General features: G+C 33.4%; 11 protein-coding genes. 7 read left to right on the top strand and 4 right to left on the bottom strand.

Translation table 11 applies throughout. From position 1 onward, the window contains the following. Positions 1-43 precede the first annotated feature (43 nt). A complete protein-coding gene (locus A9G25_RS03205; protein WP_065625715.1) occupies positions 44-934 on the bottom strand; it encodes a LysR family transcriptional regulator in 891 nt (296 codons plus the stop codon). A gap of 108 nt (positions 935-1,042) precedes the next feature. Between A9G25_RS03205 and A9G25_RS03200 the strand changes: the two genes are divergently transcribed. Both A9G25_RS03200 and A9G25_RS03195 read left to right on the top strand, forming a co-directional pair. Further along, entirely contained in the window at positions 1,043-1,714 is a 672-nt protein-coding gene (locus A9G25_RS03200; RefSeq protein ID WP_065625714.1) for an NADPH-dependent F420 reductase, read from the top strand. A gap of 133 nt (positions 1,715-1,847) precedes the next feature. Further along, positions 1,848-2,633: an SDR family NAD(P)-dependent oxidoreductase gene (locus A9G25_RS03195; protein WP_065625713.1), complete on the top strand. Its 786-nt coding sequence runs from the start codon at positions 1,848-1,850 to the stop codon at positions 2,631-2,633. Positions 2,634-3,255: 622 nt separating this feature from the next. Here the strand turns inward: A9G25_RS03195 and A9G25_RS03190 are convergent. Beyond that, a complete protein-coding gene (locus tag A9G25_RS03190; RefSeq protein WP_065582444.1) occupies positions 3,256-3,558 on the bottom strand; it encodes a MerR family transcriptional regulator in 303 nt (100 codons plus the stop codon). Positions 3,559-3,705: 147 nt separating this feature from the next. Between A9G25_RS03190 and A9G25_RS03185 the strand changes: the two genes are divergently transcribed. Continuing rightward, positions 3,706-4,863 carry an MFS transporter gene (locus A9G25_RS03185; RefSeq protein WP_065582443.1) on the top strand — a complete coding sequence of 386 codons (1,158 nt, stop codon included), beginning with the start codon at positions 3,706-3,708 and terminating at the stop codon, positions 4,861-4,863. Positions 4,864-4,966: 103 nt separating this feature from the next. Then, complete coding sequence (locus tag A9G25_RS03180; protein WP_065625712.1) at positions 4,967-5,542, top strand: hypothetical protein; 576 nt, start codon at positions 4,967-4,969, stop codon at positions 5,540-5,542. 140 nt (positions 5,543-5,682) lie between these two features. Here the strand turns inward: A9G25_RS03180 and metG are convergent, their stop codons facing one another. Next, on the bottom strand, positions 5,683-7,710 hold the full coding sequence (metG, locus tag A9G25_RS03175) for a methionine--tRNA ligase (protein WP_065625711.1): 2,028 nt from the start codon (positions 7,708-7,710) through the stop codon (positions 5,683-5,685). A 252-nt stretch (positions 7,711-7,962) separates the two neighbouring features. Between metG and apbC the strand changes: the two genes are divergently transcribed. From apbC to A9G25_RS03160, 3 genes are all read left to right on the top strand, one after another. Continuing rightward, complete coding sequence (apbC, locus tag A9G25_RS03170) at positions 7,963-9,036, top strand: iron-sulfur cluster carrier protein ApbC (RefSeq protein WP_065625710.1); 1,074 nt, start codon at positions 7,963-7,965, stop codon at positions 9,034-9,036. Between the two features lie 295 nt (positions 9,037-9,331). Next, positions 9,332-9,844: a thiol peroxidase gene (gene tpx, locus A9G25_RS03165; protein WP_065625709.1), complete on the top strand. Its 513-nt coding sequence runs from the start codon at positions 9,332-9,334 to the stop codon at positions 9,842-9,844. A gap of 145 nt (positions 9,845-9,989) precedes the next feature. After that, positions 9,990-11,171: a sugar transporter gene (locus tag A9G25_RS03160; RefSeq protein WP_065625708.1), complete on the top strand. Its 1,182-nt coding sequence runs from the start codon at positions 9,990-9,992 to the stop codon at positions 11,169-11,171. 104 nt (positions 11,172-11,275) lie between these two features. Here A9G25_RS03160 and A9G25_RS03155 read toward each other — a convergent pair whose 3' ends face one another. Next, positions 11,276-13,201, bottom strand: coding sequence for an ABC transporter ATP-binding protein (locus A9G25_RS03155; protein ID WP_065625707.1), 1,926 nt, complete (start codon positions 13,199-13,201; stop codon positions 11,276-11,278). Positions 13,202-13,218: the final 17 nt, after the last annotated feature.

Here is a 13,218-nt window from a genome sequence, read left to right as displayed (position 1 = left end):
TCAAACCGCCTTTTTTATTATCTCTAAAAAATATACCTATCACTTAAGACATTTCATTCAACACAAATTCAATAAATGTTTTTAATTTTGGTGGTTGCTGATGATCGGCAGTATAAAGCATATTAAGCTGCTTCGCAGGCGGTAAAAATTCTTGTAATATGGGAAATAATTTTTTTTGCTTGATTGATTCTTGTAACATAGATTCTGGTAGCATCGTGATACCTAACCCTTCAATCGCAGCTATCGCTAAAGCTGACGTCTGATTACTTTGAAATGTCCCTGATATAGGAATATTAATTATTTCACCACTAATCATAACTGACCAAACATGATCTTTTTTATTCTGATTAACATATTGGTAAATCAAGCACTGATGCTTTTTCAAATCATCTGGTGTTAATGGAACACCATATTGCGCTAAATAATCTGGTGAAGCGGCAAAAATAAGTTGATAAGGATTAAGTTTACGAGCAATGATCCCTGAATCACTTAAATCACCAATACGAAAAGCAATATCAAAACCGTCCTTAATCAAATCAACATAATAATCACTCAGTTGTATATCAACACTAATTTTGGGATAACGCTTCATAAAACGACTAATTAATGGTACCAAACTGAAATTACCAAACGTAAATGGTGCGCTAATTCTAAGTGCACCACTAGGTTCATCTAAAAACTGTTGCGCAAGCATAGAAGTAGATTTAACTGCACCTAAAATACTTAAACAACGCTCATAATACTGCTTACCAAATTCAGTAAGATTTTGTGTACGTGTTGTTCGATTAAGTAACTTTAGCCCTAATTGCGTTTCTAAAAAAAGAATATATTTCGCAACCATTTGGGGAGAGGTATTTAATGAAATAGAAGCTGATGCAAAAGAACCTGTCTTCACAGTCAATACAAAAGCCTCCATACTTCTAAAAAGATCCATATTACCAATCCACAGTTGTTAATAAAACAAATTAAAAGACATTTATCAATTTTTATTTTGCAAATATCATAGCATAAATCAAGTAAACACAAAATAAGGAGCAAATAGATGAAAAAAATCGGTATTATAGGAGCAGGATTTGTAAGTCAAGCCTGCGCAACATTATTTATACAAGCAGGATATCAAGTAATGTTAAGTAATTCTAGAGACAAAAAAACACTATTTAGTGTAGCCTCTCGCTTGAACTGCCAAATTGGAAGCCAAGAAGAAGCCATTAAATTTGGTGATATAATTCTTGTTGCCATTCCTTTTATCAATTATACACAATTACCAGCAGAGCTACTCAGCGGAAAAATAGTGCTTGATGCCACTAATTATTACCCTGACCGCGATGGTCATTTAGAACAATTAGATAATCATGCAACAACAACCAGCGAATTAGTCGCTAAACATCTTGATAAATCTAGAGTAGTTAAAGTTTTTAATGCGATTCTTGCAAAAGATGTTATTAAAGATGCAAAACCCAATGATAAATCAGATAGAAGAGCAATTCCTATAGCTGGAGATGACTTAGCTGCCAAACAAATTATTTTCACTCTACTAGAAAGTATTGGCTATGATTATGTTGATGTAGGCACTTTATCAAACAGCTGGCGGTTTGAGCGTGCAAAGCCTGCTTATTGCGTACCATTAAATCGTCAACAGTTAAATGATGCTATTGCACAAACAACAAGAGAATTTGAAGTACCACACAATTCATGGCAAACAAAAAACAAATAATCAATGAATAAAAGTATTAACAAACAGAAATAATACTAAACTTCTATTATCATGATAGAAGTGTTTACCTCACATTAAGTGATTTAAATGAACCGAACACCAACAAAAATTTAAAATATTAGAGAAAATAAAAATGACCAATACACATAAAAAATATACCGCCATAACCGGTGCTAGTTCAGGCATAGGTTATGCAACCGCTATTGCTTTTGCAAAACGAAATAAAAACCTTATTGTTATTGCAAGAAGACAAGAAAAGTTGGAACTTTTACAACAAGAAATTGCAAAAATTGCCCCAGCATTAGACGTAATTATAAAACTTTGTGATTTATCACAACCAACCAACGCTTATTCCCTTTTTAATGATTTAGACAGCTATTTTATTGAAACATGGATTAATAATGCCGGTTTTGGTCATTACGGCAGTGTTAGCGATCAAGATTTAGTAAAAATAGAATCAATGCTTCATTTAAATATTGAAACCCTAACGATTTTTTCAACACTGTATGTACGTAAATATCAAAATGAACCCGAAACACAACTAATAAACATCTCCTCCCGAGGCGGGTATACTCTCGTTCCTAATGCGGTAACTTATTGCGCAACAAAATTCTATGTCAATGCTTTTACCGAAGGGCTAGCACAGGAATTAAAGCAAGCTAACGCACAATTAACCGCAAAGGTATTGGCTCCCGCTGCAACAAAAACAGAATTTGGTGAAAAAGCCAATAATGTTAGTGAATACAACTACGATGCAACTTTTACAAAGTATCATACTGCAAAGCAAATGGCCGAATTTTTACTGGCTTTATACGATAGCAACAAAATTATTGGTGAGATTAATACTAAAGATTTCTCTTTTTCACTAAAAGACGGCATATTTCCTTATTCAGGAAATCCGTCAGAAAATCAAAAGTAAGAAAATAATGAATTTACAAGTAATGTTAAATCGAACAGCAAAATATGAATTTTAACAAAATTGAGCTTTGGCAATCGTTATTTTGATTGCCAATTTCAGGATAAAAAGAAAAATACAGCATATTGTTAAAGTGAAATTTTATTTACTTCGATCAAAAAATGGTGTTTAAATGAAATTTGGGGTAGATATGAAATAGGTTCCTAAATGTAAAAGGGAAGGTTTTTTATTGTAGTTTTTTGAATCAAGTACATAGATAAATAAAGCTTCTTCCCAAGGACTACCCTCTTCCGTCACAAAAATTAAAATATAGCACTCATCATAACTAAAGGCCATTTCTAAATAATAGCCTTCTAGTTTTTCATCATAGCAAACACCAACAACTTCAACAAACGATTTGCCTTGAGGTAATGGTTTAATGTAACATTAAATATCGATTTTATCTGTTTATCCCAAAAAATGCTTACTAAAATATTAATAAAACCCTATCAATAAGAAACTTAATAAAGTCAACAATTAATAAGCAAAATAATAAAATACCCATATTGAAAATAAATTATAAAACTAATTAATGAATAGAACTTGAATTAATATTATTACAATATAAAAACCAATATACACACAATTACATTTGAATTAGATTCATTAACGATTCTATTTTTGCAATTCTATCTTCAACTTTTTTGGCTGCACCATCCAATGAATATCCATCTTCCATCAATTCTTGAATTAAAACAATTTTTTTTATATTCGCTAAATCAAATTGACGAGACTTAGATTGTGGATCAACCGTTTTAATGATACCTTTTTCTTCCCAATATCGTAATTTTCTAACTGGAATTTTTGTCATCTCAGAAACCTCTCCAATACCAACAATCACGGTTGATAAAAAGTCATCATATGAATTTTTAACAGATATATCTTCCATAATAAAACCTTTTTCATCGTTTATTTTTTTATATTTTATCGATTAAATTATATTGTACAACAAATTATGTTGATTTAAAAACCATAATGGATATATACTCCAATTGTTGTAGTTTAAATACAACAATAAAACTTAAAGGACTCATCAATGAAATATAAGTTAATCGTAGGAACAACATTAATTCCTTTTATAGCACTTGCTGTTGTTACCCTTCTATACATTTTTTTACCCATTCCAGAAAATTTACTAATTTTTATCAAAGGTAGCACACCAAGTAATGTCAGCTTATTGACAAGTGTGTTTGGTATTTTTTACGCGATTGGACTAATTATTTGGGGAATTTTATCGGATAAAATAGGCAAAGATTTTACTTTAGCAATAGGCTTACTACTTTTAGCATTAATCACTTTTATTATTCCATTGATAAGTGGTTATTATTTATTATTGCTAGCACGTTCCATCCAAGGCTTTTGTGCAGCCTCATTTCCACCTGTTGCATTAGCGTGGATTTCGGTCAACCTTGCTGATGCAACAAAATCTAAAGCAATCTCAATTATTAGTTGTGCGTTTCTACTCGCAACAACCATTGGACAATGGTTTGGTTCAATAATGATTGTTGATTCACTGCATAAATCTATGTGGTTTTTAGGTATTATTTACGCATTAGGCGCTGTATGCTTTTATTTCAACAGTTCAAAAAGCAATAGAAAAAAAACAACGCCCCAAAAAACAACAATAACTTCAATTTTTAGTAAACTTCCCAATATTTTGTTTAATAAAAAATTATTTCCTATCTATTGTTGTTCGCTCTTTGTTTTACTTAGTTTCGTTAGTCTTTATTCAATATTACACCATAGCTCATTAATCATTTATGTACCAACACTACGTAATATAAGCATTATTGCTATATTATTTAGTCTAACAGCTGGTTATATATTTAAGCTAATCAAACCATTATACGTATTATTCATGGCATTATGCCTAATGAGCATTTCGTTATTAATTCACTGTTTTTATATTAATGACCAATTAAATTTTGTTAGTTTTTTATTTATTATCCATTTTATATTTATTTTTGGACTAGCCTATGCCATTCCATCAATGATTACATGTATTACAATCGAATCTGAAGCTGAAAGTCGTGGCATTGCCATATCGCTATACACCTGTGTTTTATTTATTGGTGCGAGTGTAGGCGCCTTTTTACCAACCATTTTTGAAACGAATACTTTAATTTTACTCGTCACCCTTTTCCTATTTATTTGTGCATTGCAACTAATGTTAAATAAAAGAAATTACCATTAAGGTTTTTATAATGAAAAAAATATTTATTAGCTTAATAATTATAACAAGTTTTTTAAATTCAACTTGTTACGCCGAAGAAATGAGTACAATAAAGGAACCCACTATGAACTCAACACAAATACAACAAGCAAAAAACATACTTAAACCAAATTTTCAAAAGTTATTACAAAATGCAGAACGTGATTTTAATTTTGTATTAACTAAACAGGGACTCCACAATAAACAGCCTGTCACTCTTTATCGTTTTGAACCCAATGAAAGCATACATCTTGAACAACAACATGTTTCATTATTAATAAATGATACTACTAAAAATTTACAAGGATTAGTAAGATTACTACCTAAATATCAGTCTTCTAGCCAACAAGTTTCCAAAGAAATCGCATTACAAATTACTCTAAATTTTCTTAAAGACTATGCACCAGATTTATTAGAAAACTATAATAATAATTGGATCAATACCCATAACGAAACTATTATTGTTGATGGCAAAAAAAACACACTAACTGGAATGAAAGTCAAATGCCGTGATTTAAATACTGGCCTCTATTTTTGGACTATTATAGGACCTGATCAAACAGTAATGGTTTTTGAAAGAGATATTGACTGGGATTTTATTCGAGCAGGAAGGCAAACTCAAAAATGGTTACATGATAGTTGGTTAGCTAAACACTTATAATAGAAAAACAACTCTAAAAAACAAACGCTACAATTATTTATCAAATAAGTAAATTTTATACTGAAACGCATAGTTTCCTGAAACATCTTAACAAGTATATTAACTTGTTAAGATGCAGTTATTTATAATAAAAATATCAATTACGAAATTCGCATTCCTGGTTTAGCGCCACTATCTAGCGATAGTAGGTACACACCTTCGCCATCATCTTTACCACTTGCACAAAGCACCATACCTTCTGAAACACCAAAGCGCATTTTACGAGGTGCTAAGTTAGCAATCATAATAGTTAAACGCCCAATTAACACCTTTGGATCGGAATAAAACTGCTTGATACCTGAAAACACATTACGGGTTTCGTCACCAATATCAAGCGTTAATTGAAGTAATTTATCGGATCCTTCAACAAAGCAAGCATGTTTAATTAAAGCAACGCGCATATCGACTTTAGCAAAATCATCAAAATTAATCGTGTCAGCGATAGGCTCTGCAACTTTAGGTTTTGCCGGTTGGGCTAATGCAGCTTGTTGTTTTGTTTCTTCAATCATGTTTGTAATTTTATCCATATCAATACGATTAAATAAAGCTTTAAACTGATTAATTTTATGACTTGTTAAAGCATTATCAATTTCATTCCATTCTAATTTGCTATTTAAAAATGCTTCTGTACGTTCAGCCAATGAAGGCACAATTGGTTTTAAATAGGTCATTAAGATGCGAAATAAGTGAATTCCCATTGAGCAAATATCTTGCAACACTTGATCTTGCCCTTCTTGTTTAGCAACCACCCAAGGTGCCTTTTCGTCAATATAGCGGTTAGCTTCGTCAGCAAGTGCCATAATTTCACGAATTGCCTTGCCTGATTCGCGTTGTTCAAAGTAGTCAGCAATCACTTCTGCTTTTTCAACAAACAAGGAATACAGTTCAGGCTCTGCCACTTTATCTGATAATTTGCCGCCAAAGCGTTTATAAATAAAACCAGCCGAACGCGAAGCAATATTAACAACTTTATTGACTAAATCACTATTTACACGTTGAACAAAGTCTTCTAAACTTAAGTCAATATCATCAATATGTGACGACAATTTAGCCGCATAATAATAACGTAAACAATCAGGATCTAAATGTTTTAGATAGGTACTTGCTTGAATAAAAGTACCGCGTGATTTAGACATTTTTGCACCATCAACAGTCACATAACCATGTACAAAAATATTGGAAGGCTTGCGATATTCGCTACCTTCAAGCATTGCTGGCCAAAATAAGCTGTGGAAATAAACAATATCTTTACCAATGAAGTGATACAGTTCTGTATTTGAATTTTTGTCCCAAAACTCATCAAAAATTGGTTTATTTTGTTTATTACAGTAATTTAAGAAAGATCCCATATAACCAATTGGCGCATCTAACCAAACATAAAAATACTTACCTGGAGCATCGGGGATCTCAAATCCAAAATAAGGTGCATCACGGCTAATATCCCACGGTTGTAAGCCTGATTCGAACCATTCTTGCATTTTATTAGCAACTTGATCTTGTAATGTTCCTGAGCGAATCCACTCTTGTAACATATTTGAAAAAGCGGGTAGATCAAAAAAGAAGTGTTCAGAATCTTTCATAACAGGTGTAGCACCAGATACTACTGATTGGGGATTAATTAAATCAATTGGATTATAAGTTGCCCCGCAAACTTCACAGTTATCACCATACTGATCAGGCGCTTTACAGCGTGGACAAGTACCTTTTACAAAACGGTCAGGTAAAAACATCTGTTTTTCAGGATCGAATAGCTGTGAAATAACTTTAGTTTTAATATAACCATTCGCTTTCAAACGCTTATAAATTTGCTCTGATATCTCACGATTTTCTGGGCTATGTGTTGAATGGTAATTATCATAACTAATATTAAAGCCAGAAAAATCACGTTGATGTTCGGTTTTAACTTCACTAATCATCTGCTCCGGAGTAATCCCCAATTGCTGAGCCTTGAGCATAATTGGCGTGCCATGGGCATCGTCAGCACAAATAAAATAGATCTCATTACCACGCATACGTTGATAGCGTACCCATACATCAGCTTGAATGTGTTCTAGCATATGACCTAAGTGAATTGCACCATTGGCATAAGGAAGTGCACAAGTCACCAATATTTTGCGTTGAGTTGTCATGTTGATTTATTACCCTTTTTTACATAATGGCAGAAATAGTACATCAATCGTGGGATTATCGCTAGATTTATGCCATAATTTGATAAAATTTATATACTCAATTCATATTTCAAAACAGAAAATAATCATTTTTTATGAGGGTAAACCAATTTACTGTTTACCGCCTTATTATTTAAGGTATTTTACGCTTTTAATGCAAGGTAATTGAAAATAAAACGAGTATAAATACTAAGGCATAAAGAGATAACCACAATGAACACTGAAGTAAAAAAAATTCTTGAAAATTTTATTCATTCAACTCTACAAAAAAATTTACTTGAACTCGATGCAATAAAAAAATGCGAAATAGTTAATCACCACTTAACTATAAATTTAACAATGCCTTTCGCTTGGCAATCTACTTTTGAAGAATTGAAAAAAATAACCACTCCAGAATTGCTTAAACTTAACAGCGTTAATGAAGTTGACTGGCATATTGAATATAAAATTGCTACTTTAAAACGTGCTAATAACCAAAATGCCATTAATAATATAAAAAACATTATCGCGATAAGCTCAGGAAAAGGCGGTGTGGGCAAATCATCAACAGCTGTCAATCTTGCGCTAGCTTTACAAAAACAAGGGGCTAAAGTGGGGATCTTAGATGCAGATATTTATGGTCCCTCGATCCCAACCATGCTAGGTACAGAAAACCAGCAACCCTTAACACCCGATAATAAACATATGACACCAATCATGGCATATGGGCTTGCTAGTAATTCCATTGGTTATTTAGTTAATCCTAATGGTGCCATGGTATGGCGTGGACCTATGGCAAGTAAAGCACTATTACAGATTTTACAAGATACGCTTTGGCCAGAACTCGACTATCTTGTCATTGATATGCCTCCAGGCACAGGGGATATCCAATTAACCCTAGCGCAAAACATTCCAGTTACTGCTGCTGTGATTATCACAACTCCTCAAGATATTGCTTTAATCGATGCAAAAAAAGGTATTACCATGTTTAATAAAGTAAACATCCCAACACTAGGAATTATTGAAAACATGAGTTACCACATTTGCGAACATTGTGGACATCATGAGGCCATCTTTGGTGAAGATGGTGCAAAACATTTAGCTGAGCAATATCAAACCAAATTGCTAGGGCAAATTCCACTTCAAAAAATGTTACGCCAAGATCTTGATACAGGAAAGCCCACTGTCATTAACCACCCTGATAGCGAATTTAGCCAACTTTATTATCAAATTGCAGGAAGTATTGCTAGTGAGTTATATTGGCAAGGTGAAGCGATTTTGCCTGATATTGCTTTTAAGACATTGTAACTTAAAAATCCAACTATTGGCTGTAAAAACAGCCAATACTAATTACATATCATTTCTATTAATTCGATAACTACTCAAATTTATTCATCATTTTGAACAATAACATTATTAACGATAATAGAAATCGGCTAATTCATCACTTAAAACAAGTTCAAGCTATTGTTCAGAGGTTGTTTTAGTTCTATATTGGATCAATTCTAAATCTATTTATCCCTAACAAGTGCAACAACTCCAATTCATTGGAAGCCATTACACTATCAACAACGCGATTCGTCACAACACTAAGGAAACTATTATGCAAAAAAGAGTTAATGAAGTCACCATGCGCGGAGCACCTATTACTTTGTTAGGCACACAAATCAATGTTGGCGACATGGCACCTAATTTTATCGTGCAAGATTTAAAAATGGAGCCCATTAAATTGTCCGATTTTAAAGGTAAAATCAGAATTATTAATTCGGTTCCATCCATTGATACCTCAGTATGTAGTGCTCAAGTGCATCGCTTTAACGTCGAAGCGGCAAAATTAAAAGACACAGTGATATTTTCAATTAGCGTCGATTTACCTTTTGCCTTAAATCGCTACTGTGCTGCTGAAGGTATTGATGCCGTTAAAGTCACCTCAGATCATAAAGAACTCAACTTTGGTTTAAAATATGGGGTTGTTATTGAAGAGTTACGATTACTTTCTCGAGCTGTATTTGTCATTGATAAAAACGACAAAATTGTTTATGTGGAATATGTTAAAGAAACCTCTTCTGAACCTGATTATGACAAAGCCCTAGCTGCAGCTAAAGCATTAGAATAAAATCGCTATAATGAAACATCGTCACCAAATACTAATATCGGTGGCGATTAAATTAAGTGTAAGATTTATTCTTAGCAACTATTTAATAGACAAACATATTCAGTTATAATCAAAAGTAATCAATATTCCCTCCATAATCTTAATCATGAATAATAGTATTAACCGATCTCGGGTTTGGTCATCAATTCTTTGCCTTGCATTTGCGGCATTTATTTTTAATACAACGGAATTTGTACCTGTCGGACTATTACCCAATATTGCTGAAAGCTTTTCAATGGACGTAGCTCATGCTGGATTACTACTCACAATTTATGCGTGGGCTGTTTCGTTATTATCATTGCCATTGACCGTATTAACATCCAAAATGGAACGGAGAAAGCTACTCATTTTTTTATTTTGCCTATTTATAGGTAGTCATGTTTTAGCTGGATTTGCATGGAATTTTTACAGTTTAATGATAGCAAGAATTGGTATTGCTTGTGCTCATGCTGTATTTTGGGCAATTACAACACCGCTTGCGGTTCGGTTAGCACCCAATGGGAAAAAAGCGAAAGCAATGGGATTTATTGTTATTGGCGTATCGATGGCAACCATTCTAGGTATTCCAATTGGCACCATCATAGGACAACTCGTTGGCTGGCGCGTGACTTTTTTATGTATTGCTGGTATCGCTTTTTGCGTGATGATATTACTACTCCGCTTATTGCCTACTGTACCAAGCATGGATATTATCTCTATCAAAGATATTCCAATGGTATTAAAACGCCCAATATTGCTAAACATTTATTTATTAATTGCCATTATTATTGCAGGTCACTTTACTGCCTATACCTATATTACTCCATTTATGAAAAATATTGGTGGATTTAATCAAAATGTTATCGTCCTTTTATTATTAGTTGTGGGCTTTTCTGGAATGATTGGTAGCGTTATTTTTGCAAGATACTCTGAAAAAAATCCAACCGCAATTTTCATCATCCCTATGCTATTATTGGTAGCTTGCTTATTATCGCTTTATGTCTGTTCATTAACGCTTTATACTGCAATTATTCAATGTTTGATTTGGGGACTTTCCATTACAATTATTGGAATGGTTATGCAAAGTAAAGTAATTGATGCCGCACCCGATGCCACAGATATAGCCACTTCAGTCTATTCTGGTATTTTCAATATTGGAATAGGAGGCGGTGCTTTTATAGGCAGTAAGGTATTAATTTTACTTTCAATTGATTACATTGGTTATGTTGGTGCGTGTTTTGTCATCATCGCACTATTATTATTCTACTTTTTATCTAGAAAATTATGGAATAATAAAACGGTTATTTAAAAACTGTTATGTAAAAAATATTATATAAAAACCTTAGGGTAAGGAAACAGCATTATTTATTTTATAACACAAATAAATAATGCTGAAAAATACTAACACTTACCTTATGATTTGCTTAAAGACTCTAACTGCTCCCATCTTTCAAAAACAGCTTCTAATTCAGCCTCTTTATCTGCCAAAGATTGTAAAATTGGACTAGTAATTTCATGAGTTTGATTAAAAAAGTCACTTTGACCAATTTGTGCTTGTAAATCAGTAATCTCTAATTCTAATTGTTCTATTTTGCTTGGTAATTGTGCCAATTCTCGTTGTTCATTATAACTCAGTTTAACTTTCTTTTTAGCGGTTCGCTCACTACTTTGATTATTAGTAGCAGCTAATTCTTTTTTAGGTTGCTCAAGTTTATTAACTGTCGTTACTTTAACTGGTTGTGCTTGCTGCTGTTGTTGCAGAGCATCGGCATAACCACCAGCATAAACACCAATATGGCCTTTTTCTTCAAAAAACCAACATTGAGTGACCACATTATCAACAAATTGCCGATCATGACTAACCAACAAGACAGTTCCTTGATAATCATTCACTAACTCTTCTAGCAATTCTAATGTTTCAATATCAAGATCATTGGTCGGTTCATCAAGTATTAATAAATTGCTAGGTTTTAAAAATAGTTTTGCCAGCAATAAACGATTACGCTCCCCTCCAGACAGTGCTCGTACAGGTGTTCTGGCACGTTTAGGCGGAAATAAAAAGTCCTGTAAATAACCAAGTACATGGCGTGATCGGCCATTAACCATAACCTCTTGCTTACCTTCGGCTAAATTATCCATCACCGTTTTTTCAGGATCGAGTTCGAGACGATATTGGTCAAAATAAGCAACTTCAAGCTTTGTGCCACAATGCACACTACCTAATGTTGGTGTCAAATTACCCAACATCAGTTTTAATAAAGTTGTTTTACCAATACCATTAGGACCAATCAGAGCGATCTTATCACCACGTAATACTTGTACAGAAAAATCATTAACTAGTAACTTATCCTCAATCTGATATGTCACATTTTCAAGCTCAAAAACAATTTTTCCTGAACGTAATGCTTCCTCGATTTGCATTTTAGCACTACCCATAACTTGGCGCCGCTTGCTATATTCTTGGCGCATTGCTTTTAATGCTCGCACTCGCCCTTCATTACGAGTACGACGAGCTTTAATACCTTGCCGGATCCAGACTTCTTCTTGGGCTAATTTTTTATCAAATTCAGCATTTTGTAACTCTTCAACACGCAATGCTTCTTCTTTACCAAGCAAATAGTTATCATAATTCCCACTCCAAGACGCAATTTTACCTCGATCCAGATCAATAATACGCGTTGCCATTTGACGAATAAACGAACGATCATGGGAAATGAACACAATACTGCCATTAAAACTTTTCAAAAAATCTTCCAACCATTTAATGGTTTGAATATCCAAATGATTGGTTGGTTCATCAAGCAATAAAACTGTTGGTTGACAAACCAACGCTTTGGCTAATGCGGCTTTACGCAACCACCCACCCGATAACGAAGACAACAATGCATCACCATCAAGCGATAATGAAGAAATAACATTACGAATACGGCTATCTAATTGCCAACCATTTTGATGATCTAACTGTTCTTGCATTTTAGCTAATTTATCTAAATTACTTTCGCAAGGATCGTGCTCAACACGATGAGCTAAATCATAGTAATCTCGTAATAACTGTGCTTGTTCGTGTAATCCTTCTGCCACAAAATCAAACACACTACCTTGCACATCACGGGGAGGATCTTGTTGCAATCGTGAAACAATCACATTATTTTCATAAATAATTTGCCCTTCGTCTAATGGTACCTCTTTATTTAAAACTTTAAGTAAAGTCGATTTTCCAGCACCATTACGGCCAACAAGACAAACACGCTCGTTTGGCTCAATAGACATATCGATATGATCAAGCAAGGGCGCATCACTAAATGAAAGATAAGCATTGGTAAGATTAATTAATGACATAGTTATTAGTGGTTTTT

The sequence above is a fragment of the Gilliamella sp. Bif1-4 genome (genome assembly GCF_001690535.1).
GTDB lineage: Bacteria > Pseudomonadota > Gammaproteobacteria > Enterobacterales > Orbaceae > Gilliamella > Gilliamella bombi.
The sequence above is the reverse complement of the archived record's forward strand: the minus strand, read 5'-3'. Positions and strand labels throughout refer to the sequence as shown.

Bases quoted from the DNA above. Each gene is read 5' to 3' on its own strand.
- A9G25_RS03195 (WP_065625713.1), top strand. From the start codon at position 1,848: ATGACCAATACACATAAAAAATATACCGCCATAACCGGTGCTAGTTCA.
- A9G25_RS03205 (WP_065625715.1), bottom strand. From the start codon at position 934: ATGGATCTTTTTAGAAGTATGGAGGCTTTTGTATTGACTGTGAAGACA.
- A9G25_RS03155 (WP_065625707.1), bottom strand. From the start codon at position 13,201: ATGTCATTAATTAATCTTACCAATGCTTATCTTTCATTTAGTGATGCG.
- apbC (WP_065625710.1), top strand. From the start codon at position 7,963: ATGAACACTGAAGTAAAAAAAATTCTTGAAAATTTTATTCATTCAACT.
- A9G25_RS03180 (WP_065625712.1), top strand. From the start codon at position 4,967: ATGAACTCAACACAAATACAACAAGCAAAAAACATACTTAAACCAAAT.
- metG (WP_065625711.1), bottom strand. From the start codon at position 7,710: ATGACAACTCAACGCAAAATATTGGTGACTTGTGCACTTCCTTATGCC.
- A9G25_RS03190 (WP_065582444.1), bottom strand. From the start codon at position 3,558: ATGGAAGATATATCTGTTAAAAATTCATATGATGACTTTTTATCAACC.
- A9G25_RS03160 (WP_065625708.1), top strand. From the start codon at position 9,990: ATGAATAATAGTATTAACCGATCTCGGGTTTGGTCATCAATTCTTTGC.
- tpx (WP_065625709.1), top strand. From the start codon at position 9,332: ATGCAAAAAAGAGTTAATGAAGTCACCATGCGCGGAGCACCTATTACT.
- A9G25_RS03185 (WP_065582443.1), top strand. From the start codon at position 3,706: ATGAAATATAAGTTAATCGTAGGAACAACATTAATTCCTTTTATAGCA.
- A9G25_RS03200 (WP_065625714.1), top strand. From the start codon at position 1,043: ATGAAAAAAATCGGTATTATAGGAGCAGGATTTGTAAGTCAAGCCTGC.